This window comes from Neisseria sp. P0020.S003 (assembly GCF_051957095.1).
GTDB lineage: Bacteria > Pseudomonadota > Gammaproteobacteria > Burkholderiales > Neisseriaceae > Neisseria > Neisseria subflava.
Window position 1 is genome coordinate 16,442 of sequence record NZ_JBQCWU010000014.1, and the last position, 22,051, is coordinate 38,492.

The following is a 22,051-nucleotide window of genomic DNA, read 5'->3' on the forward strand; positions in this document are numbered from 1 at the left end:
TCGGGAATAGCCATGTCCTGTCTTGAAATGAAGTGCTTAAGTGGCATTTGGAAACGAATCCTTGTGCTTTTTGCTGTGTTTTCTATGATGATAGTAAGCCTGCCTGCTTACGCGGAGCGCTTGCCTGATTTCTTGGCAAAAATTCAGCCTTCTGAAATTTTTCCTGGTGCTGATCGCTACGGCAAACCTGAAGGTAAGCCTTTGGTTGCTCGTGTATATAAAGGCGAAGAACAGCTTGGTTTGGTTTATATCACGACTGATGTGGTCAATACGCGTGGTTATTCGAGTAAGCCGATTGATACGATGGTTGCATTGGCCAATGATGGCACTATTGCGGGAGCAAAATTGGTTGAGCACCATGAACCAATTATGCTGATCGGTATTCCGCAATCCCGAGTCGATAAATTCATTGATAAATATATTGGCTTAAATTTTATTAAAAATCCTCCGCAGCCTGGCGTGGCTCCCGCGGATATCATCAGTGGTGCGACTGTAACGTTGATGGTGATTAACGACAGTATTCAGCGTTCTGTCAAATCGGTTATTCATCAATATCATTTGGGTACTGATAAAGCGACTCAAGCCGGTGCTGCTGCCGCTTCTGGTGAGCAGGCTGCAAATGAGCCTGCGGTTCAAACCCGTCCCCGTCGTGCTGTGAATCCTGATAAACAAGACATTCAGTCTTGGAATGCGTTGTTAGAACAAAAAGCTGTTGGTCATCTGCATATTTCTGTTGACGATATCAACAAACTGTTTGAAAAAGGCGGTAAAGCCGGTGTTGCAGATCATGCAGAGCAGGGCGATGGTAACGATACATTCGTTGATTTATATGTTGCTTTGGTCAGCCAACCTTCTATCGGTAAAAGCCTTTTAGGTGAAGCCGGTTGGAATAATCTGCAAAAACGTTTGCAACCAGGTCAACAGGCAATTATGGTTGCCGGTGAAGGCCGATACTCTTGGAAAGGCTCAGGCTATGTGCGTGGCGGTATCTTCGACCGTATCGAAATGATTCAGGGCGATACCAGCTTCCGTTTTACCGATGCACAACATGAGCGTGTGGTTACTTTGGCAGCGGAAGGTGCGCCTGCATTCAAAGAGGTTTCTTGGTTTACTATCCCCGAAGGTGTGGAATTTGATGCTGCCGAGCCATGGCGTTTACAACTGATGATTCAACGTGTGTTGAGCGTTAACGATAAAGCTTTCGTAACTGCAGATTTGGATTACGAATTGCCAAAAGGCTACTATGTCGATGATCCAAAAGCACCACCTGTTGAAATCAGCGCGCCGGTTGAGCAAGTTGCGGCTGTAGCTTCAGCTCCTGAAAGTACTGGTATTGCCGAAGATGCGACTGCCGGTGATGATGGTGTTTCCAACCAACTTTGGAAACAGGTTTGGAAAGCTAAACAAGGTCAAATTATTGTTGTCGGTATTGCTTTGACAATTCTCCTGTTGGTATTCCTATTCCAAGACTGGATTGTACGTTACGAAAAATGGTATGACCGTTTCCGCCTATGCTTCTTGACATTTACCTTGGTTTATATTGGTTGGTATGCGCAAGCACAATTATCGGTTGTCAATACGCTGACCTTGTTCTCCGCAATTTTGACTGAGTTCCACTGGGAATTTTTCCTGATGGATCCGCTGGTGTTCATTCTGTGGCTCTTTACAGCGGCGACCATGCTGTTGTGGAACAGGGGTACGTTCTGCGGCTGGCTGTGTCCTTTCGGTTCGTTGCAGGAGTTGACCAATCGCGTTGCTAAAAAACTGGGCGTAAAACAAATTACTGTGCCATATCTGTTGCATACGCGCCTGACAGCCATTAAATACGTCATCTTCTTCGGTTTGCTGGCTATTTCCCTGTACGACTTGGGCACTGCTGAAAAATTTGCAGAAGTTGAACCTTTCAAAACCGCAATTATTCTGAAGTTTATGCGCGAATGGTGGTTTGTATTGTTTGCTGCAGCTTTGCTGATTGCCGGATTGTTTATCGAACGTTTCTTCTGTCGTTATCTGTGTCCTTTGGGTGCGGGTATCGCATTGCCGGGTCGATTCCGTGTGTTTGACTGGTTGCGCCGCTATAAAATGTGTGGCAACCCTTGTCAGATTTGTACGCATGAATGTCCAGTACAAGCCATTGCACCAGAAGGCGATATTCATCCGAACGAATGTATCCAATGCCTGCATTGCCAGGTAATGTATCACCACGATACGCGTTGTCCTCAAGTAGTGGCAACGAATAAGAAAAAACAAAAACAAGCGGCGGCAAAATCTGAGCAGCATGATGCGGCAGCAACGCAAAAGGCTCAAGAACAAGTTGTTCAGTTTGTTAAAAAAGAATCGGCAATTAGTGTTGATAAGTAGTTATTTATAAAAAAGAGGGCTGTATCGGCAGCCCGACTTAGAAATTTTTTCATCGGTAGGCCGTCTGAAAAAAATCGGCCGCCGGATTTTATCCAAGGAGTGTCGTATGTCAGACGAAAAATTAGAACAAAACGGCTTAAGCCGTCGTTCATTCTTAGGTACTGCCGCTGCTTCCGGTGCAGGTATTGCCGGTGCCGGTTTGTTGGGCTTGGCCGGTTGCTCTAACGGTGAGGGTGACAAAGCTGCCGCTTCTGGCGCAGCTCCTGCTGAAAAAGCAGCTGCTCATTCTGCCGAGCCGGGCAAAATGACTTCCGAAGTGGGTCCAGGTGAACTTGACCAATACTACGGTTTCCTCTCAGGCGGTCAATCAGGCGAAATGCGCTTGATCGGTTTGCCGTCTATGCGCGAACTGATGCGTATCCCTGTATTCAATATGGACAGCGCTACCGGTTGGGGTCGTACCAATGAGAGCTTGAAAGTCCTCAACGGAAATATTACCGAAGAAACCCGTAAATTCTTGCAAGACAGCGGTTTGCGTTGCTACCCTAACGGCGACTTGCACCACCCACACTTGTCTTTCACTGACCAAACTTACGATGGTCGTTATGCTTACGCCAACGATAAAGCAAACACCCGTGTTTGCCGCGTTCGCTTGGATGTAATGAAAACCGATAAAATCATCGATATTCCTAATGCTTCAGGTATCCACGGTCTGCGTCCGCAACGTTATCCGAAAACCGGTTACGTTTTTGCCAACGGTGAACACATTGTTCCAGTTGACGGCGTAGGTAAATGGGATGATGCGAAAACTTGGAATGCCGTTTATACCGCAATTGACGGCGAAACCATGGAGATCGCATGGCAAGTTTTGGTAGACGGTAACTTGGACAACGGCGATGCCGACTACCAAGGTAAATACTCTTTCTCTACCTGCTATAACTCTGAGCGCGCTCTGACTGTACAAGGTGCTTCTTCTAACGAGCAAGACTGGTGTGTAGTATTTAACCTGGCTGCTATCGAAGAAGGCATCAAAAAAGGCGACTTCAAAGAAGTTAACGGCGTGAAAATGTTGGACGGCCGTGCAGAAGCCAACTCTCCATACACCCGCTACATCCCTGTGCCTAACTCTCCTCACGGCTGTAACGCAAGCCCTGACGGCAAATACATCATGCTCAACGGTAAACTGTCTCCAACCGTTACCGTATTGGATGTCAGCAAACTGGACGATTTGTTTGCAGGCAAAATCAAAGAGCGCGATGTTGTCGTAGCTGAGCCTCAACTGGGTCTTGGCCCTTTACACACTGCATTTGACGGTCGCGGCAATGCTTATACAACATTGTTTATCGACAGCCAAATGGTGAAATGGAACATCGATGATGCGATTAAAGCCTACAAAGGCGAGAAAATCGATCCGATCAAACAAAAACTGGACGTTCACTATCAACCTGGCCACAACCACACTACCATGGGCGAAACCAAAGAAGCCGACGGTAAATGGTTGGTGTCTTTGAACAAATTCTCCAAAGACCGTTTCCTGAACGCAGGTCCTCTGAAACCTGAGTGTGACCAATTGATCGACATCTCCGGCGATGAAATGCGTCTGGTTCACGACAACCCGACTTTTGCAGAACCGCACGACTTCTGTCTGGTTTCCGCTTCCAAAGTGAACCCAAGCAAAACTTGGGACCGCAAAGACCCATGGTTCTGGAAAGATGCTTTGGAACAAGCGCAAAAAGACGGCGTTGAGTTGGAAAAAGCCGCTAAAGTCGTACGCGAAGGCAACAAAGTACGCGTGTACATGACTGCCGTTGCGCCTGCATTCAGTATCCCTCAATTTGAAGTGAACCAAGGCGACGAAGTGACCGTATACGTGACCAACGTTGAGACTATTGAGGACTTGACTCACGGCTTCACTTTGGAAGGCTACGGTATCGCTATGGAGATTAGCCCGCAAGCGACATCTTCTGTAACCTTCAAAGCAGTCCGTCCAGGCGTACACTGGTACTACTGCCAATGGTTCTGCCACGCATTGCACATGGAAATGTCAGGCCAAATGATTGTTAAACCAAAATAATTTTGGTTTGATGATTTAATCCTTTAGGCCGTCTGAAAAGACATTCTTTCAGACGGCCTTTATAGCAAAGCTGTTTGTCAGTCAATATGTCAATGAAATATAAACCATCATCAGACAGCTTTGCTATAACATCAAAATACCTGTTTCTGCATATGTTTATCATGTAGAAAACAGGCCGTCTGAAATTGAGATATGATTATGACGCATACACCATCCCATCGTTCCAAATGGCAACGTGCCGCATTCGTATTGCTGTTGGGCAGTATGGTTCAGACGGCCTTTGCCGCAGTCATTAACGTATCTGCACAAGACAATCTCAATGATGCTTTAGCGCGCGCCCAAGCCGGCGATACGCTCAAGCTTGCCTCCGGTACATACAAGACCAAACTCTATATCGACAAACCGATTACCATTGAAGGGCCGACTGACCGCTCCGCCAAGATTATTGGCGACAGGAGCGGGCGTACCATTGCCGTTCATGCACCTGACGTGACCCTGCGCAATCTGACTGTTTCCAATTCAGGCTTGAGCCTGCCGGCCATGGATGCAGGGATTTATCTTGAGGAGACGGCTCCGCGCGCATTGATTGAACACAATAATGTCTTGGACAACTCTGTCGGCGTGTACATCCATGGAGCGGCAGAATCGATGGTGCGCGAAAATAAGATTGTCGGGGAAGCTACATTGCGCGTGAATGAGCGCGGCAATGGCGTAACGGTTTGGAATGCGCCGGGTGCGCAAGTAGTCGACAACGATATTTCCAAAGGCCGTGACGGTATTTTCTCCAATACCAGTACAAACAATACTTATAAAGGCAATCGTTTCAGCGATTTGCGTTTTGCAGTACATTATATGTACACCAACGACAGCGAGGTCAGCAACAACATCTCCGTTGGCAACAATATGGGTTATGTGTTGATGTTCTCAGAGCGTCTTAAAGTGTATGGCAATATCGCCGTGGGCAGCCGTGACCAAGGTATCATGCTCAATTACGTCAACTATTCCGATATTAACGACAATATTATCAACAAAGCCGGTAAATGCGTATTCGCCTATAACGCCAACTTCAATAAAATTTTTGACAACCATTTTGAAAACTGTCAAATCGGTATTCACTTTACCGCGGCCATTGAAGGCACAAGCCTGTTCAATAATTCGTTTATCAACAACGAAAGCCAAGTCAAATACGTCAGCACCCGTTTCCTTGATTGGGGAGAGGGCGGACGAGGCAATTATTGGAGCGACAACAGCGCATTCGATCTTGATGGCGATGGTTTTGGCGACAACGCCTATCGACCGAACGGCATCATCGATCAAATCATTTGGCGCGCTCCTGTGTCCCGTTTGCTGATGAACAGTCCTGCCGTCAGTATTGTCAAATGGGCGCAATCACAGTTCCCCGCTATTTTGCCGGGCGGCGTCATCGACAGTAAGCCATTGATGAAACCGATCAGCAACAAAACAAGTACCAAATACGAAGCCATGAAGGATGAGCTGTTGCACGAAGCCAATACGCGCCAATCCAATTGGAGTAATGCCGAAAACGGATCTTTGAATTAAACATGTTTTCAGACGGCCTTTTGAATGAGGCCGTCTGAAACGGCACAAAGGAATTATTCATGACCAACCACGTCGAATTAAGAAACGTGACTAAACAATTCGGCAGTCAAAAAGCCGTCAACCAAGTCGATTTAGTCCTCAAAGCAGGCGAAAGCGTCGGCATGGCAGGGCATAACGGTGCAGGCAAATCCACCATCATGAAGCTGATACTCGGTCTGATTACGCCGACCGAAGGTGAAGTCATGTTACTGGGCGAGCGTACCGGCAGCAAGGCAGGCGCACTGCTTCGCAGTCAAATCGGCTACCTGCCTGAAACCGTCGCGCTTCATCCTTCATTGACCGGCATTGAAACCATGGATTTCTATGCCAAGCTGAAAAAACAGCCCTTGAGTAAAAACCGTGAGTTGTTGGAACGCGTCGGCATTTCTCAAGCGGCACGCCGCCGTGTCAGCACTTACTCCAAAGGTATGCGCCAACGTCTCGCTTTGGCACAAGCCTTATTGGGCGAGCCTAAAGTCTTATTGTTTGACGAACCGACCACGGGCCTTGATCCGGCTTCACGCCAAATGTTTTACGAAGTCGTGCGCGAGCTGAATGGACGCGGTGCAACCGTATTGCTCAGCACGCACGCGCTTGCCGAACTCGATGGCCACGCCGACCGCATTATCGTCATGAAAAATGGCGTGAAAGTTGCCGATGGCAGCATGGATGAGCTGCATGTCCAAAGTGGTTTGCCGTTGACCGTCAATGTCCGTTTAAAAGAAGCGCGCCCGTTGAGCGAGCGTTGGCAGCCGCTTTCAGACGGCCTGTCGTATAAAGCGCAATGTAAAGCCGAAGAACGTATGGGACTTTTGAGCGAATTGGGTGATTTGGGCAACCTTGCCTATATCGATATCCATACCCCGACACTTGACGATATGTACGCACAATTCTTAAAAAGGGAAGACGTATGAACCCCGTTTGGATTATTACCGGCAAAGAAGTCCGCGACAGCCTGCGCAACCGTTGGGTCCTCGCCGCCGCACTCCTGCTTGCCGCGCTTGCCCTGTCATTGGGTTTCCTGGGCAGCTCGCCCACCGGCACAGTCAAAGTCGATCCGTTGACCGTTACCGTTGTCAGCCTCTCCAGTCTGTCGATTTTCCTGATTCCGCTGATTGCGATGTTGCTCTCTTATGATGCGCTGATTGGCGAAATCGAACGCGGCACGATGGCGCTGTTGTTGAGCTATCCGATTTCGCGCAACCAAATCCTTGCCGGCAAATTTATCGGCCATCTCATCATCCTTGCCCTTGCCACCACGGCTGGCTACGGATTGGCGGGCATTACCCTCCAGCTTGCCAACGGCGGCTTTGACCTTGCCGCATGGAAGCCTTTTGCCCTCCTGATTGTTGCCAGTGTGATTCTTGGTGCAGCTTTTTTGTCTATGGGTTATTTGATCAGCGCGAAAGTCAAAGAACGCGGTACCGCCGCCGGTATCGCCATCGGCGTATGGCTGTTTTTTGTGGTGATTTTCGATATGGCGCTTTTGGGTATTTTGGTTGCCGATACTGAACAAGTCATTACCGCGCCTGTTGTGGAAACCATTCTCTTGTTCAATCCTTCCGACATTTACCGTCTGCTCAACCTGACCGGTTATGAAAACACCGCCATGTACGCAGGTATGGCCGGTTTGAGCGATCAAATCAGCCTGACTATGCCGGTTTTGCTGACGGCGCAGGTATTATGGGTTATCATTCCCTTGGTCTTAGCCGCCTGGATTTTCGGAAAGAGACAAATATGAGAAAAATATTATTTACAGCATTCACCATCCTTGCTTTATCTGCTTGTAGCAAACAGGAAAATACTCCTCCGCCTGCGCCCCAACAAATCAGCGACAGCGCAGTCGGTCATTACTGCAGCATGAATTTGACCGAACACAACGGTCCTAAAGCGCAAATCTTCTTGAACGGCAAACCTGACAAACCGGTTTGGTTTTCCACCATCAAGCAGATGTTCGGCTACACCAAGCTGCCTGAAGAGCCTAAAGGTATTAATGCCATCTATGTTACCGATATGGGTAAAGTCAAAGATTGGGAAAAACCCAATGCCGACGCCGAATGGATAGATGCGAAAAAAGCCTATTATGTCATCGAAAGCAGCTTTATCGGCGGCATGGGTGCAGAAGACGCGCTTCCGTTTGCCGACAAGGCTCAGGCTGAAAAATTCTCCAAAGAAAAAGGCGGCAGAGTAGTCGGTTTTGCAGAGATGCCCGACGAATACATTTTCAAATAAAACAATCAATAAAAGGCCGTCTGAAACAGTTTCAGACGGCCTTTGTGTTGGAAGCTGCCGATTGATGATTTAATGAATGCGGCTTTCAATGTAAAGATAAAAAATCCAAGGAATACTTTATGTCCACCCCTTTAACGCGCCGCCGTTTCCTTGCCATCGCCGCCACATTTGCCGCCGGTGTTGGCATTCCTTTTGCCATCAGCCGCAAAACCAATCAGCCGACTCATTCGGCCAGCCAGAATCAAGAAGAGCAGCCAGTTATTTGGAGAGGCATTGCATTGGGTTCGGGCGCGGAATTGCGGTTGTTCGGCGTTGAGCGCAAGCAGGCGGAAATACTGGTCAACAAAGTATTGGCGGAAGTTTCACGATTGGAAAAAATATTCAGCCTGTATCGGGACGACAGCCTGATCAGCCGTTTAAACCGAGAAGGCCGTCTGAAAAATCCGCCATCCGATTTTTTGCAGCTGCTCAGCATCAGCCGAGATATCCATCAGCTGACGCAGGGTGCATTTGATCCCAGCATTCAGCCATTGTGGAATCTGTATGCCGACCATTTCAGGCGAAACCCCAAAACCGAAACGCCGCCATCCGAACGCAGTATCAAAGACACGCTCAAATTAGTGGATTTCAACAAAATCGATTTTGATACCAAAGAAATCCGTTTTGCCCAAAAAGGCATGGGCTTGTCGCTCAACGGCATTGCGCAGGGCTATATCACTGATAAAGTAGTCGAATTGTTAAAGCAGCAAAGCGTTACCCAGGCATTGATTGATATGGGGGAAATTTACGGCTTTGATAATGCCAACCGGCGCGAGTGGAATGTCAGCATTCGCAATCCCGACCAAGAAGACCAGATCCTGACCACCATTGCCATGAAAAACCAAGCCTTTGCCACATCGGGCGGCTATGGCACGGTAATGGACGAAGCTGGCAAATTTACCCATCTTTTTGATCCTCGTACAGGCGGAAGCCAACCGCGTTATAAAAGCATGAGCGTCATGGCGGAGAGTGCGGCGGTTGCCGATGCCTTTTCTACAGCGTTCTCCATTATGGATGAGGCGGCCATCCGTACTGCGGCTCAAGTTAAAAAGGCACAGGTTTGGCTGGTGATGCCGAATAATGAATTGAAGAAGATTGGAAGTTGAGGAGAAGGGCGGCCTTGCCTGCGATTTTGACTATGTGTATAGGGCAGGGAAGGCTTGATTGCTGAAAAAATGGAAGATAAAAAAGAAGGGCTGCCCAAGGGGGCAACCCTGAAACTCTTGCAGCTGGGAGTAATTAGCAAGAGATTACGACACTTAAAACAAAAATTCACTCATTTCAAAGCACGAAGCTTTAATATCTAAGCAATACGGTATTTCGACCGCTCAAACCCCTTCGATACGGAGAAACACAACATACTATAGGAAAATCCGACAAAGTGGTTTGAAGCAATTCAGATGAACGGTCTTTAATGCAGATAACCGGATGTCTTTAGATGAGCGGTATAATATCAGGATAAGCGGAACATTACTAGTGAATATTATAAAAAAGTAGAATAATTCATTTAGTGATTGATTATATTGAATAAAAACATGATTCCTTATTGAACTTTTTTAAAACATATTGATTTGGTTTAAAAAGGGAATTGTGTAAGTATTTGGCGTTAATCAAAAAACTTGTTTCAAGCTTTGGGAATAGATAATCAATAGAAAAAGGCCGTCTGAATGTTCAGACGGCCTTTTTCAAAAAGTTACTTATTTGGTTGCAGAAGCAGTAGAAGCAGCTTCGGCTTGAGCACCTGCAGCTGCATTTTCACCCCATGCAGCAGGATATTTGTAACCGGCAAAGCGTTTTTGTGAGTAGGCTTTGAACTCGTCAGAGTTGTAAGCTTCGGTTACATCTTTCAGCCATTGGCTGTCTTTGTCGGCAGTGCGGACGGCAGACCAGTTAACGTAGGCAAAGCTTGGCTCTTGGAACAGGGCTTCAGTCAGTTTCATGCCGCTGCTCATGGCGTAGTTGCCGTTAACGACGGCAAAGTCAACGTCGGCACGGCTGCGTGGCAGTTGGGCGGCTTCAAGTTCTACGATTTGGATGTTTTTTGGATTTTCAGCAATATCGTTTTTAGAAGCAGTCAGCGGATCAACGTCGGCTTTCAGTTTAATCCAGCCCAATTCGTTCAACATAACCAATGCACGGGCAAAGTTAGATGGGTCGTTAGGTGCAGAAACGCTGACACCGTCTTTCACTTCGTCTAAAGATTTCAGTTTGCCAGGGTACAAGCCCAAAGGTGCAGTCGGTACTTGGAAGGCTTCAACAATGTCCAGTTTGTGTTCTTTTTTGAAGTCGTCTAGATAAGGTTTGTGTTGAAAGATGTTGATGTCTAATTCGCCTTCAGCCAAAGCAAGGTTGGGGCGGACATAGTCGGTGAACTCGATCAGTTTGACTTTATAGCCTTTTTTCTCCAAAGCCGGTTGGATTTGGTCTTTTACCATATCGCCGAAGTCGCCGACGGTTGTACCGAAGACGATTTCTTTTTTCTCTGCGCCGTTGTCGGCAGAGGAAGCGGCAGAAGCAGCAGGCGCGCTGTCTTTTTGACCGCCGCAGGCAGCCAGTACGATGGCGAGCGCAGCGGCTGAAAGGGTTTTGAAGAATGTGTTGATTTGCATATTTTGCTCCTGATGGATGATAAAGCGGTTTCAGACGGCCTCAAGCTGCCGCCGTCAAAATAAAGAGGGATTGTAAATCTATTTTGGAAATATGAGGATGTTTTTTGTAAACTTATTTGGAATATATATATCCTAATATGTTCTAAATAGATAATAGGCCGTCTGAAAAATAGTAAGTCCATTTCAGACGGCCTGGTTTATTTAACGTTTATCCAGTTTGCGTGCCAATCTGTTGCCGATACCTTGAATCAGGATAACGAGTAAAACCAGGATGGCGACGATGAAGATGATGACTTCCATTTGATAGCGGTAGTAGCCGTAACGGATGGCAAGGTCGCCCAAACCGCCACCGCCAATCATACCTGCTGCCGCGCTGTACGACAGAAGGCCGATAGCCAGTACGGTAATGCTGGAAACCATACCTGCACGCGCCTCATTTAAAAGCACTTTACAGATGATGCTCATGGTCGAAGCACCCATTGCGGAGGCCGCTTCAATCACGCCTCTGGGCACTTCGCGCAGGTTTTGCTCGACCAGACGGGCGAAGTAGAACAGGCCGGATACGCTCAATACCAATGAGGCGGCAACCGGGCCGATGGTCGTGCCGATGATGGCGCGTGTAACAGGAATCATGGCAATCATCAGGATGACGAAAGGGAATGCGCGCATCAGGTTGACCAGGTTGTCTAAAAATAAATTCAGCTGTTTGTTGTAGTGCAACTGATGACTTGACGTCACAAACAGCAATACGCCCAAAATCGTACCGAAGATAACGGCGAAAGTAGTCGATAGACCGACCATAATAAAGGTTTCGCCCAAGGCTTGGATAATTTCGCCCTTCATGCTGACGATGGTCTCAACAGCACTTTCAAATGTCAAATTTGCCATATTAGTCCTCTCGAATCAGCTCTTGCCCGATTTCGGATTGGGCATGGATTTGGTTGCCGTGTACTTCAACGATTTCCAGCAGACGGCCTTTGTCCAAGAGGGCGGCACGGTCGCACAGGCGGCGGATAACGCTCATTTCGTGGGTAACGATGACGATGGTTACGTTGAAACGTCGGTTGATGTCTTCCAAACACTTCAAAACGCTGCGCGTAGTGGCGGGGTCGAGGGCGGAAGTGGGTTCGTCGGCGAGGATGACTTGAGGTTGCGGCGCCAGCGCGCGGGCAATGCCGACACGTTGTTTTTGACCGCCGGAAAGTTGGGACGGGTAATGGTTGGCACGGTCTTGCAAGTCGACGATTTCCAAACATTCTTCAACACGCGCTTGGATTTTTTTAGACGGCCATTTGGCAATTTCTAAAGGAAAAGCGACGTTTTCGGCAACGGTACGGTTGCTCAATAGGTTGAACTGTTGGAACACCATGCCGATGTTTTGTCGGGCGTGGCGCAGTTGCGTGGCGTTGAGCGCGGTCAGTTCTTGGCCGCACACGCTGACGGTACCTGTATCCGGACGTTCCAATAAGTTAATCAGACGCAACAAGGTGGATTTGCCTGCACCGGAGTAGCCCATCAGGCCAAAGATTTCACCCTGTTTGATTTCGAGGCTGGTCGGCTCGACGGCGACAAAGTCTTTTTTGTCGCGTGTTTGATAGTGTTTGGAAACGTGATCCAGAATAATCATGGTTTATCCGTGTTTTCTTTAATTCGTGTGGCCATCAGGGTGTGCAGACGGCGGTTGTCGGCGCGTGCAACAGTAAATTGCAGGCTGCCGATGATGACTTTTTCGCCGCGTACGGGCAGATGCCCCAACTCTTGAATGACCAGGCCGCCGATGGTGTCGGCTTCTTCGCTGCTGTATTCCGTACCGAAGAAGGTGTTGATGTCTTCGATTTCGGTAGCCGCGTGGATGCGCCAGCGTTCGGAAGAAACGGCATGGATGTTGTCGGCGCTGTCGTCTTCGTCAAACTCGTCTTCGATTTCGCCGACGATTTGCTCGATGATGTCTTCAAAGGTGACCAAGCCGGATGTGCCGCCGTATTCGTCGATGACAATCGCCATGTGGTTACGCTGTTCGCGGAACTCTTTTAAAAGGGCGGTCAAAGATTTGCCTTCGGGAACGAAAACGGCAGGGCGCAAGACGGATTGCAGGTGGAACTGCTCGGGGTTGAACATATATTTGAGTAGGTCTTTGGCGTGCAAAATACCCAAAACTTCGTCTTTGTCTTCGCCGATGACAGGGAAACGCGAATGGGCGGTTTCGATGACGTAGGCCGTGATGCGCTCGATGCTGTCGTTCTCTTTCAATACGTTCATGCGGCTGCGCGTAATCATCGCATCGCGCACTTCCAGCTCGGCAAAGTCCAATACTTTTTCCAGCCGGGTCAGTGTCTCGGCGTCAAAAACTTCCTGCTCGTGTGCTTGGCGCAGCAGGGTCAATACGTCTTCGGCGGAGTCGGGCTCGCCGGCAAGTCGGGAGATTAGGCGTTCGAAAAATTTTGGTTTCGACTGCGTACCGTCCATTTTAATATTCGTCCTCTTGGTAGGGGTTGGGGAAGCCTGCCGCCAGCATCAGGCGGATTTCTTCGGCTTCCATTATTTCGGCTTCATCGTCTTCGATGTGGTCGTAGCCCATCAGGTGTAAAGTACCGTGTATGGTCAGGTGGGCAAAATGCTGCTCGGGTGTTTTGCCTTGTTCGGTGGCTTCTTTCAAAACCACTTGCGGACAAATCACCAAATCGCCATACAGGCCGTCTGAAAACTGGTCGGGTAGGATTTCGCCTTCGTTGAGCGCGAAACTCAATACATTGGTGGCGTAATCTTTGCCGCGGTAGTCGCGGTTGTAAGCGCGGGCTTCTTCTTCGTCCAGAAGAATCAGGCTGATGTCTGCGCGGCAGTATTCGTTTTTCAAGGCAGACCACGCCCAGCGGTAGAAGTCGCGTTCGCTCGGAAGGTTGGCGGCGGAAGAGGCGTTTTCAAAGTTTAGATGAAAACGTTGCCGCTGTAAGGATAAAAAAGGATATTGTTTGGCGCGTTTCATGTTGTCCGGAAAATTGGGTTTTTAGGCGTAAATATAACATATTCACCCTCATGCCGTCTGAAAAACCGCCCAAAAAAAGTGTATCACAACACCACCAAACCATTAGTGGATTACTACCAAGCAGAAGCCAAAGCGGGCAACACCTAATATTTCCGCTTAGACGGCACGCAAAAAGTAGAAGATGTCAGCAAAGCATTAGACAAAATCTTAGCATAATTTCTCATCGCAACAAAAAAGCCATTCTATTTCAGAATGGCTTTTTTATTATGCTCCGATTAACTCGGAATTAACAGTTTATTACCATTGGTAAAACGCACCGGCACCCACACCGTAGTTACCACGACTGTTGGTAGAAACGCTGGCTTTAAACACCCAGTTTTCATTAGGGGTAACACCGGACACACCAAGAGAAACCGCAGATTGACCACCATAGAAACCGGTACCCACGCCCACACCGATAGCACCGGCTTTGGTGGATTGAGGAACAGAAGCGTGAGCAATCGCACTCGCAACACCGCCTCTCAAGTCTTTATTTAAGAGGTTTACATTGCCACGCAATTCATTGATGGAATCGTTATTATCCGCTAATTGAGTGTTAATCGCCGCAATATTATTCGCGTTAGTCTGAATGTTAGCTGTGTTAGCCGCAATATTAGCTGTATTAGCCGTAATCTTACCCGTGTTAGCAGCAATATTAGCTGTATTAGTCGCAATATTACCCGTGTTAGCAGCAATATTAGCTGTATTAGTCGCAATATTACCCGTGTTAGTCGCAATATTGGTTTTGTTGGTTGCGATATCGGCTTTATTAGTTGCAATATCGGTTTTGTTTTTCTCAACTTTACCGTCTAAAGATTTCAATTGAGCCACGTTCACTGCATCAGTATCTTTTGTACCCGCAGCAACGCTGGTGATTTGACGGGTGATATTGTTGTCAACGTCACCAACAGAAACCGCAGCATGTGAAGCTTTCCAAGCTGCACTTGTCTCAGTTGTAGCAGCTTGAGTTGACGGATCATATCCTACAGCCTCTTTATTAACAGTTGCTTTAGAGTATGAACCTAATGCAACGCCATTTTCTACATCAGCGCCTGAATATGCCCCGACAGATACAGTAAAATTTTTAGTTGCTCCAGTACCCGCTGTAGATGCCAAACCAATACCTACAGCCCCTACGCCTGTAGCTTTAGCATTTGAACCTACAGCAACAGAATAAGCGCCTGTTGCTTGGGTAGATACCCCAACCGCAGTTGTAGCTAGCCCTGTAGCATTAGCTTGATTACCAAGAGCCGAAGCATTAGCTCCATCAGCTTTAGCACCATAACCGTATGCACTAGCACCGTTTCCTTTTGCAACGGTGTCTGCACCTACTGTTGTCGCACCGCCAATAGCAACGCTAGTGTTTCCTTAGCATTGCGACCAACAGCGACATCCTTTGAAATACCAACTGTAGCTTCTTCAGTGCCATCACTAACACGAATAAAATTATCTGCTGCATTAGCAATCGTAGAAACACCCAATGCAGAAAGAAGTACGACCGCTGCCGTAGATAATTTCATGCTTGTATTTTTATTTAACTTACTTACATTTTTCATAATAGGTACCATAAAGTTAAAAAATAGACTAGTTATCATCAATGATAAGAAATACACCCTTGCACTTCGCTTAAGATTTTAGCATAAAAATTAAACTTTTTTACTCCATTTGATATTTTATGCATATTAAATTTATGCTTCTCATTGCAATTAAAAGAAGTAAAAATGGCACAAAAAGAAGACAGTCTTTTCAATAGCGCTCATTTTCAGAATTATGATAGACTTCATGCCGTTTTCCATCTTTCAGGCAACCATTATGAACCCGAAAAAACTCGTTATCGCCAGTCGCGAAAGCCTGCTTGCCATGTGGCAGGCAAAACATATCCAAGGCCGTCTGAAAGCCCTGTATCCCGATTGCGAAGTCGAGATTTTGGGCATGACCACGCGCGGCGACCAGATTTTGGACAGAACTTTGTCAAAAGTCGGCGGTAAAGGCTTGTTTGTCAAAGAGTTGGAACAGGCTTTGTATGACGGTCGAGCCGACTTGGCCGTGCATTCGATTAAAGACGTACCGATGGATTTGCCTGAAGGTTTCGCGCTTGCAGCTATCGGCGAACGTGCCAATCCGTTTGACGCGTTGGTGTCCAACCAATACGCGCGTTTGGAAGAAATGCCTAAAGGCGCCGTCGTCGGTACATCCAGCCTGCGCCGCGAAGCCCAGTTGCGTGCGCGCTATCCGCATTTGGTTATCAAACCTTTGCGCGGCAATGTGCAAACCCGTTTGTCCAAACTCGATAACGGCGAATATGACGCAATTATTTTGGCCGCCGCCGGTTTGCAGCGTCTGGAGTTGGACGAACGCATCCGCATGATTTTGTCGGAATCCGACAGCCTGCCTGCCGCCGGACAAGGTGCATTAGGTATCGAAATCGCAGCGCATCGCGAAGATTTGTATGAAGTCTTAAAGCCGTTGAACCACGATACCACACACGCCTGTGTTACGGCCGAACGCGCGTTGGCGCGCGCTTTGGGCGGAAGCTGCCAAGTGCCACTGGCCGCATATTGCACTGAAGAAAACGGCTTGCTGACCTTGCGCGGCTTGGTCGGCCATCCTGACGGTTCGGTCATTTTGCAGGCGGACGCGCAAGCTCCTGCCGAATACGCCGATGCCTTGGGCCGTGCAGTCGCCAAAAAACTGGCAGATGATGGTGCGGAAGAATTGATTGCCGCCGTATTGCAAGAACAGGCTTAAAACAGCATAGATAATTTAAAAAGGCCGTCTGAAACTTTCAGACGGCCTTTATTTTGTTGATGCTTAAGGATTCATAATCCGCGCAACCAAAGCTTTTTCTTTGCCCTGCATATTGGGGATTTTGACCTGAATGCCGTTGCCTGGGGCAACATCGACAGGCTGGCCTTTGCGGGTCATTTGTTCCAATTTGATGGTTTGGTTGCCGCTCGGATGGATAATTTCGAGTGAATCGCCGATGGCAAAGCGGTTTTTGACTTCGATTGTCGCCCAGCCGTTTTCGTCGATTTCGGTAACGTGGCCGACATATTGGCTTTGTTTGGCGATGGAGTGGCCGGTCAGGTAGTTTTGGTAATCCTGAGTTTGGTGGCGCTCGAGGAAGCCGCTGGTGTAGCCGCGGTTGGCAAGGCCTTCGAGTTTGCTCAACAGGCTGTAATCAAACGGACGGCCTGCAACGGCATCGTCAATCGCTTTGCGGTAGGACTGGGCCACGCGTGCAACATAATAAAGCGATTTTGTGCGGCCTTCAACTTTGAGGCTGTCGACGCCGATTTTGGCCAGTTTCTCAACCACTTCAATACCGCGAAGGTCTTTGGAGTTCATGATGTAGGTGCCGTGTTCGTCTTCCATAATCGGCATCATTTCGCCCGGGCGGTTGGACTCTTCAATCAGGAAAACTTTGTCGGCGTAGGGATGGCGTTTTTGACCGTTGATGCCTTCAAAGTTTTGGTTGGCTTCTTCTTGGGCTTTTTCAAAGTTGAAACCTTGCAGAAGCTGGGCATCGCCTGCATCGCTTTCAGTGGCGTTGTGAACCTTGTAGTCCCAACGGCAGGAGTTGGTGCAGGTGCCTTGGTTGGGATCGCGGTGGTTGAAGTAGCCCGACAATAGGCAACGGCCGGAGTAGGCGATGCACAATGCGCCGTGAATGAAGACTTCGAGTTCGATGTCGGGGCATTCTTGGCGGATTTCGGCGATTTCTTCCATGCTCAATTCGCGCGACAGAATAATGCGTTCGACACCGATGTTTTGCCAGAATTTCACGCCCCAGTAGTTGGTGGTGTTTGCCTGAACGGACAGGTGAATCGGCATTTCCGGCCATTTTTCGCGCACGGTCATAATCAAACCCGGATCCGCCATAATCAGTGCGTCAGGTTTCATGGCAATCAAGGGCTCCATATCGGAAACAAAGGTTTTGAGTTTGGAGTTGTGCGGCAGCGTATTGACGGTCAGGAAGAATTTTTTGTTGCGCTCGTGCGCTTCTTTAATGCCTTGCTCGAGGACGTCGAGTTTGGCAAATTCGTTGTTGCGGGCGCGCAGGGAGTAACGCGGGCTGCCGGCGTAAACGGCATCTGCGCCGTAATCATAGGCGGCGCGCATACGTTCGAGGCCGCCTGCCGGTAATAAGAGTTCGGGTGCTTTCATGTTTTATGCTTTTTAAAATGTTTTCAGACGGCCCTCAAGGGAAGAGGGAAGGCCGTCTGAAAGATGTTTGAAGAATGGGCGGATTATCCGCTGTTTTTGTGTTTCGGTCAATTTTGTGTCGGGTTTGCGCTTTGTTTTTTATACGGAAAATGTCCTATATGATGAAAGGTGAAAAGGGGCTGTAATTCATTGGAAATGTAAAAAAAGCAGGGTTGGGCGGAATAATTTAACAAAAAACCGTTCAAGCAATGTATTTTCTTGTAAAATATCAAGCTTCATTTTAAAAAATATTCGGATTAGTTACCGATTTTGACCGACGGAAGGGTTATGGATTTTCGTTTTGACATTATTTATGAATACCGCTGGATGTTTTTTTACGGCGTATTGACGACGCTGGGGCTGACGGTGGTTGCAACGGCAGGCGGCTCAATTTTGGGTTTGCTGCTGGCATTGGCGCGTTTGATCAATCCGGAAAAAGCTGGTGTGCCGATGCGTGCCTTGGCTTGGGTGTTGCGTAAGATTTCTTTTTGGTATGTTACGCTGTTTCGCGGTACGCCATTGTTTGTACAAATTGTGATTTGGGCTTATGTTTGGTTCCCATTTTTTGTTCATCCGGCCGACGGTGTGTTGATTAGTGGCGAAGCAGCCATTGATTTGCGCCGTTCTTATGGTGCGTTGATTGCCGGTTCTTTGGCTTTGATTGCGAACTCGGGTGCGTATATTTGTGAGATTTTCCGTGCCGGTATCCAGTCGATTGATAAAGGCCAAATGGAAGCTGCGCGTTCTTTGGGTCTGACCTATACTCAGGCGATGCGTTATGTGATTTTGCCGCAAGCTTTGCGCCGTATGTTGCCGCCATTGGCCAGTGAGTTTATTACGTTGTTGAAAGACAGCTCATTGCTTTCCGTCATCGGCGTGGCAGAGTTGGCTTATGTACAAAGCACGATTACCGGCCGCTATTCTGTCTATGAAGAGCCGCTTTATACAATCGCGCTGATTTATTTGGTGCTGACAAGCTTTTTGGGTTGGGTATTCCTGCGATTGGAAAGCCGTTACAATCCACAACACCGCTAATCGGTTTGAATCAAAAAAAGGAAGACTTGAAAAAGTCTTCCTTTTTTATTTACCGTCAATGTTTCAGACGGCCTTGAATCAGAATGCTTCGCCGACTTTGATACCGCCTGCGATGTCTTTTGGCGTTGCCAGTTTGGCAGTTGCCTGTTGGGCAGCTTGGAATTCTTCGGTTGCCATGATGTCGGCAGCTTCTTGTACGGTCAATGTGTTGGCCATGTATTGCCAACGTGCTGCCAAATCGGCGTTTGCCGGTGCGTGGAAACCGTCTCGCAATTCATCTACCAAATCGGGACGGTTGCATACCAGTACAATATCGCAGCCTGCTTCAAAAGAAAGGCGGGCGCGTTCTTTAATACCGCCGACACCGCATGCGCCTTCCATGGTCAGGTCGTCTGAAAAGATAACGCCGTTAAATCCGATTTCTTGGCGCAGGATTTGTTTCAGCCATTTTTCGGAGAAACCGGCAGGTTGGTTGTCGGTTTGCGGGTACACGACGTGGGCAGGCATCACTGCCGCCATGCCAGCTTGGCTCAATGCGCGGAAGGGGATAAGGTCGGCAGCTTCTAGCGCTTCGCGGCTGCGTTCGTCACAAGGCAGGACGTGATGGCTGTCGCCTTCGACAAAGCCGTGGCCGGGGAAGTGTTTGCCGCAAGATTTCATGCCGCCTTTGTTCAGTCCTTTTTGCAGGGCAAGGGCAAGCTGGGTAACAATGTTGGCGTCGCGGTGGAAACTGCGGTTGCCGATGACGGCGCATTGCCCCCAGTCCAAATCCAAAACAGGCGTGAAGGATAGGTCGATACCGCAGGCGGAGAGTTCGGTTGCTAAAACCCAGCCGACTTGTTCTGCTTGGGCGCAGGCGGCTTCTCTGCCTTCGTTGTCCCAAATTTCGCCCAATACGTTCATGGCCGGTAGGCGGGTGAAACCGTCAATAAAACGTTGAACCCGTCCGCCTTCGTGGTCGACAGCGATGATGAGTTCAGGCGTGCGGACGGCTTTGATTTCTTGAACCAAAGCTTTGAGTTGGCAAACGTTTTCAAAGTTGCGGCGGAACAAAATAACGCCACCGACGGCAGGGTCGAGCAGGCGTTGTTTTTCTTCTTCGGTCAGATGATAGGCGGCAACATCGGCCATGACTGGGCCGCGTGGAAGATGAGGCGTATTCATTGGTTTGTCCTGAATAATGTATCTATTGGATAATCGTTATGTTCAGACGGCCTGAGAGTGTATGAATATCTCAGGCCGTCTGAATATTGGTTTTGAATTAGGCAGTTGCTTTTTTCTTGTCTTTTAAGATCAGAATCAACACAACCATCACGATGCCGGTTACCACAAAACCTAAAGGCGCAGAGCCGGTCATGCCCAGTGCAAGGTAGCCTGTGGCGGCAGACGCGGCTACGGTCAGCGCGTAAGGGAATTGCGAGGTAACGTGATCGATGTGGTTACAGTGTGCGCCGGTAGAAGAGAGGATGGTGGTGTCGGAAATCGGCGAGCAGTGGTCGCCAAATACGGCACCGGCCATTACGGCAGACATGCAAGGGATAATCAGCGAAGGTTCGACTTTGACGGCCATGGCGGCGGCAATCGGCAACATGATGCCGAATGTGCCCCAGCTTGTGCCGGTAGCGAAGGCCATCACGCCTGCGAGCATAAACAAAATCACGGGCAGGAAGCCTGCGTGGATATTGCCTGCCACCAAAGTGGAGAGGTATTCGCCAGTGTGCATCTCGCTGACAACGGTACTGATAATCCATGCCAAAATCAAGATGGTAATGGCACCGCGCATAGAGATGATGCCTTGCCAAATGGCTTTAGGGTAATCGCTGGTTTTGATGGTGCCGATGGTGCAGAGGATGACGGCCAATACGCCGCAAGTACCGCCGAACACGAGGGAAGTGTTCACATCAGTATTTTCAAATGCGCTGAGCAAAGAGAAGGTCTCAGAAGCTTGCGCACCAGTGTAAATCATGGCGGAAACCGTGGCGACGATCAGTACCAAAACCGGCACAATCAGCGCGAATACACGGCCGTTGGGATGGCCTGTTTCAATGGTTTCATCATGAGTTTCATTCAAAGCGGCACGTTCCAAACGAGCCATAGAGCCGATGTCGAATGAGAACCAGGCAACGATAAACACCATAATCAATGCGAAGACGGCGTAGTAATTCATCAGGCTCATGGCCACGAATGCGCCCATTGGTGTGTAGTCTGTGATGTTGTAAGTCACCAAAAGGCCGGCTAAAGTAGCGATAATCGATGCGCCCCAGCTGGATACTGGCATCAAAACGCACATCGGCGCGGCAGTGGAGTCAAGGATATAAGCCAGTTTGGCGCGGGAAACTTTGAATTTGTCGGTTACAGGGCGGGCAATCGCACCGACGGCAAGACTGTGGAAATAGTCGTCAATAAAGGTAACGAATACCAAACAGGCGGTCAGCAGTTTCGCACCGCGACGGCCTTTGATGTGCTGTTTTGCCCAATCAGCAAATGCTTGGTTGCTGCCGGAATGCGTCAGCAGGGAAGTGAAAATCCCCAAAAGCACCAAAAAGAGCAGGATTTTGGGTTTGCCCAAAGACCAATCGCCGTCCGCCCAAGTCAGACTGACAGCCATGTCTTTTAAGTGAACCAAGGCATTGAGTGGATGACCGCCTACCAGCAGGAATGAGCCGACGATAATGCCGATACCCAGGGACAGCAATACACGGCGCGTGGCAATGGCCAAGGCGAGCGCAATGGCTGCCGGGACGATAGATAAAATAGAATTCGAATAATTAATAAGTTGCATAATTATATTGTATATAAGCGGTGAAATATTTTCAGACGGCCTAAATTGGAAGATGGATAACAAAATACCCACTGCCTCTGACAGATGGGTAT

At 48.5% G+C, this 22,051-nt stretch carries 19 protein-coding genes and 1 pseudogene; 9 read left to right on the top strand and 11 right to left on the bottom strand.

The features are described from left to right. The first annotated feature begins 84 nt into the window (after positions 1 to 84). The 7 genes from ACTHTQ_RS08265 (at position 85) to ACTHTQ_RS08295 (ending at position 9,411) form a co-directional block, all read left to right on the top strand. Positions 85 to 2,361 carry a 4Fe-4S binding protein gene (locus ACTHTQ_RS08265; protein ID WP_440363628.1) on the top strand — a complete coding sequence of 759 codons (2,277 nt, stop codon included), beginning with the start codon at positions 85 to 87 and terminating at the stop codon, positions 2,359 to 2,361. A gap of 106 nt (positions 2,362 to 2,467) precedes the next feature. Continuing rightward, positions 2,468 to 4,435, top strand: a complete 1,968-nt coding sequence (gene nosZ / locus ACTHTQ_RS08270; protein WP_440363629.1) for a TAT-dependent nitrous-oxide reductase — start codon at positions 2,468 to 2,470, stop codon at positions 4,433 to 4,435. A gap of 198 nt (positions 4,436 to 4,633) precedes the next feature. After that, on the top strand, positions 4,634 to 5,995 hold the full coding sequence (locus tag ACTHTQ_RS08275; RefSeq protein ID WP_372340627.1) for a nitrous oxide reductase family maturation protein NosD: 1,362 nt from the start codon (positions 4,634 to 4,636) through the stop codon (positions 5,993 to 5,995). A 59-nt stretch (positions 5,996 to 6,054) separates the two neighbouring features. Then, positions 6,055 to 6,948, top strand: coding sequence for an ABC transporter ATP-binding protein (locus ACTHTQ_RS08280; protein WP_049329549.1), 894 nt, complete (start codon positions 6,055 to 6,057; stop codon positions 6,946 to 6,948). Then, entirely contained in the window at positions 6,945 to 7,775 is an 831-nt protein-coding gene (locus ACTHTQ_RS08285; RefSeq protein ID WP_003684339.1) for an ABC transporter permease, read from the top strand. Before ACTHTQ_RS08280 ends, ACTHTQ_RS08285 begins: the two co-directional genes overlap by 4 nt. Further along, positions 7,772 to 8,266 (top strand): nitrous oxide reductase accessory protein NosL, encoded by a 495-nt coding sequence (locus tag ACTHTQ_RS08290; RefSeq protein WP_070632491.1) that lies wholly within the window; start codon positions 7,772 to 7,774, stop codon positions 8,264 to 8,266. Before ACTHTQ_RS08285 ends, ACTHTQ_RS08290 begins: the two co-directional genes overlap by 4 nt. A gap of 119 nt (positions 8,267 to 8,385) precedes the next feature. After that, positions 8,386 to 9,411, top strand: a complete 1,026-nt coding sequence (locus tag ACTHTQ_RS08295) for an FAD:protein FMN transferase (RefSeq protein WP_308186500.1) — start codon at positions 8,386 to 8,388, stop codon at positions 9,409 to 9,411. Between the two features lie 591 nt (positions 9,412 to 10,002). On the opposite strand, the gene ACTHTQ_RS08300 is transcribed toward ACTHTQ_RS08295, so the two are convergent. The 8 genes and pseudogenes from ACTHTQ_RS08300 to ACTHTQ_RS08335 all read right to left on the bottom strand — a co-directional run bounded on the left by ACTHTQ_RS08300 (position 10,003) and on the right by ACTHTQ_RS08335 (position 15,492). After that, the gene (locus ACTHTQ_RS08300) at positions 10,003 to 10,914 is read right to left on the bottom strand and encodes a MetQ/NlpA family ABC transporter substrate-binding protein (protein ID WP_003684378.1); all 912 of its coding nucleotides are present in this window, start codon (positions 10,912 to 10,914) and stop codon (positions 10,003 to 10,005) included. Between the two features lie 201 nt (positions 10,915 to 11,115). Continuing rightward, a complete protein-coding gene (locus ACTHTQ_RS08305) occupies positions 11,116 to 11,802 on the bottom strand; it encodes a methionine ABC transporter permease (RefSeq protein ID WP_049329551.1) in 687 nt (228 codons plus the stop codon). 1 nt (position 11,803) lies between these two features. Further along, the gene (locus ACTHTQ_RS08310; protein ID WP_003679393.1) at positions 11,804 to 12,541 is read right to left on the bottom strand and encodes a methionine ABC transporter ATP-binding protein; all 738 of its coding nucleotides are present in this window, start codon (positions 12,539 to 12,541) and stop codon (positions 11,804 to 11,806) included. Further along, positions 12,538 to 13,380 carry an HlyC/CorC family transporter gene (locus ACTHTQ_RS08315; protein ID WP_049329553.1) on the bottom strand — a complete coding sequence of 281 codons (843 nt, stop codon included), beginning with the start codon at positions 13,378 to 13,380 and terminating at the stop codon, positions 12,538 to 12,540. Before ACTHTQ_RS08315 ends, ACTHTQ_RS08310 begins: the two co-directional genes overlap by 4 nt. A 1-nt stretch (position 13,381) precedes the next feature. Then, positions 13,382 to 13,897 (bottom strand): rRNA maturation RNase YbeY, encoded by a 516-nt coding sequence (gene ybeY / locus ACTHTQ_RS08320; RefSeq protein ID WP_250590532.1) that lies wholly within the window; start codon positions 13,895 to 13,897, stop codon positions 13,382 to 13,384. A 297-nt stretch (positions 13,898 to 14,194) separates the two neighbouring features. Next, the gene (locus ACTHTQ_RS08325) at positions 14,195 to 15,052 is read right to left on the bottom strand and encodes a YadA-like family protein (protein WP_440363630.1); all 858 of its coding nucleotides are present in this window, start codon (positions 15,050 to 15,052) and stop codon (positions 14,195 to 14,197) included. Positions 15,053 to 15,121: 69 nt separating this feature from the next. Then, positions 15,122 to 15,286: pseudogene (locus tag ACTHTQ_RS08330) on the bottom strand (YadA family autotransporter adhesin); the annotation flags it as partial. Next, on the bottom strand, positions 15,265 to 15,492 hold the full coding sequence (locus ACTHTQ_RS08335; RefSeq protein WP_440363631.1) for a hypothetical protein: 228 nt from the start codon (positions 15,490 to 15,492) through the stop codon (positions 15,265 to 15,267). The gene ACTHTQ_RS08335 and the pseudogene ACTHTQ_RS08330, both read right to left, overlap by 22 nt. A 256-nt stretch (positions 15,493 to 15,748) precedes the next feature. Between ACTHTQ_RS08335 and hemC the strand changes: the two genes are divergently transcribed. Next, positions 15,749 to 16,684: a hydroxymethylbilane synthase gene (gene hemC, locus ACTHTQ_RS08340; protein ID WP_440363632.1), complete on the top strand. Its 936-nt coding sequence runs from the start codon at positions 15,749 to 15,751 to the stop codon at positions 16,682 to 16,684. 63 nt (positions 16,685 to 16,747) lie between these two features. On the opposite strand, the gene trhP is transcribed toward hemC, so the two are convergent. After that, a complete protein-coding gene (gene trhP, locus ACTHTQ_RS08345; RefSeq protein ID WP_440363633.1) occupies positions 16,748 to 18,103 on the bottom strand; it encodes a prephenate-dependent tRNA uridine(34) hydroxylase TrhP in 1,356 nt (451 codons plus the stop codon). 327 nt (positions 18,104 to 18,430) lie between these two features. On the opposite strand from trhP, the gene ACTHTQ_RS08350 reads away from it, so the two are divergent. Beyond that, positions 18,431 to 19,177, top strand: a complete 747-nt coding sequence (locus ACTHTQ_RS08350; RefSeq protein WP_188209874.1) for an amino acid ABC transporter permease — start codon at positions 18,431 to 18,433, stop codon at positions 19,175 to 19,177. 78 nt (positions 19,178 to 19,255) lie between these two features. On the opposite strand, the gene nagZ is transcribed toward ACTHTQ_RS08350, so the two are convergent. Both nagZ and ACTHTQ_RS08360 read right to left on the bottom strand, forming a co-directional pair. Continuing rightward, complete coding sequence (nagZ, locus tag ACTHTQ_RS08355; protein ID WP_440363634.1) at positions 19,256 to 20,341, bottom strand: beta-N-acetylhexosaminidase; 1,086 nt, start codon at positions 20,339 to 20,341, stop codon at positions 19,256 to 19,258. Positions 20,342 to 20,438: 97 nt separating this feature from the next. Beyond that, on the bottom strand, positions 20,439 to 21,959 hold the full coding sequence (locus tag ACTHTQ_RS08360; protein ID WP_440363635.1) for a Na+/H+ antiporter NhaC family protein: 1,521 nt from the start codon (positions 21,957 to 21,959) through the stop codon (positions 20,439 to 20,441). Between the last annotated feature and the right edge of the window lie 92 nt (positions 21,960 to 22,051).

Coding starts and splice junctions, on each gene's coding strand:
- ACTHTQ_RS08265 (WP_440363628.1), top strand. CDS start 85: ATGATGATAGTAAGCCTGCCTGCTTACGCGGAGCGCTTGCCTGATTTC.
- nosZ (WP_440363629.1), top strand. CDS start 2,468: ATGTCAGACGAAAAATTAGAACAAAACGGCTTAAGCCGTCGTTCATTC.
- ACTHTQ_RS08275 (WP_372340627.1), top strand. CDS start 4,634: ATGACGCATACACCATCCCATCGTTCCAAATGGCAACGTGCCGCATTC.
- ACTHTQ_RS08280 (WP_049329549.1), top strand. CDS start 6,055: ATGACCAACCACGTCGAATTAAGAAACGTGACTAAACAATTCGGCAGT.
- ACTHTQ_RS08285 (WP_003684339.1), top strand. CDS start 6,945: ATGAACCCCGTTTGGATTATTACCGGCAAAGAAGTCCGCGACAGCCTG.
- ACTHTQ_RS08290 (WP_070632491.1), top strand. CDS start 7,772: ATGAGAAAAATATTATTTACAGCATTCACCATCCTTGCTTTATCTGCT.
- ACTHTQ_RS08295 (WP_308186500.1), top strand. CDS start 8,386: ATGTCCACCCCTTTAACGCGCCGCCGTTTCCTTGCCATCGCCGCCACA.
- ACTHTQ_RS08300 (WP_003684378.1), bottom strand. CDS start 10,914: ATGCAAATCAACACATTCTTCAAAACCCTTTCAGCCGCTGCGCTCGCC.
- ACTHTQ_RS08305 (WP_049329551.1), bottom strand. CDS start 11,802: ATGGCAAATTTGACATTTGAAAGTGCTGTTGAGACCATCGTCAGCATG.
- ACTHTQ_RS08310 (WP_003679393.1), bottom strand. CDS start 12,541: ATGATTATTCTGGATCACGTTTCCAAACACTATCAAACACGCGACAAA.
- ACTHTQ_RS08315 (WP_049329553.1), bottom strand. CDS start 13,380: ATGGACGGTACGCAGTCGAAACCAAAATTTTTCGAACGCCTAATCTCC.
- ybeY (WP_250590532.1), bottom strand. CDS start 13,897: ATGAAACGCGCCAAACAATATCCTTTTTTATCCTTACAGCGGCAACGT.
- ACTHTQ_RS08335 (WP_440363631.1), bottom strand. CDS start 15,492: ATGAAAAATGTAAGTAAGTTAAATAAAAATACAAGCATGAAATTATCT.
- hemC (WP_440363632.1), top strand. CDS start 15,749: ATGAACCCGAAAAAACTCGTTATCGCCAGTCGCGAAAGCCTGCTTGCC.
- trhP (WP_440363633.1), bottom strand. CDS start 18,103: ATGAAAGCACCCGAACTCTTATTACCGGCAGGCGGCCTCGAACGTATG.
- ACTHTQ_RS08350 (WP_188209874.1), top strand. CDS start 18,431: ATGGATTTTCGTTTTGACATTATTTATGAATACCGCTGGATGTTTTTT.
- nagZ (WP_440363634.1), bottom strand. CDS start 20,341: ATGAATACGCCTCATCTTCCACGCGGCCCAGTCATGGCCGATGTTGCC.
- ACTHTQ_RS08360 (WP_440363635.1), bottom strand. CDS start 21,959: ATGCAACTTATTAATTATTCGAATTCTATTTTATCTATCGTCCCGGCA.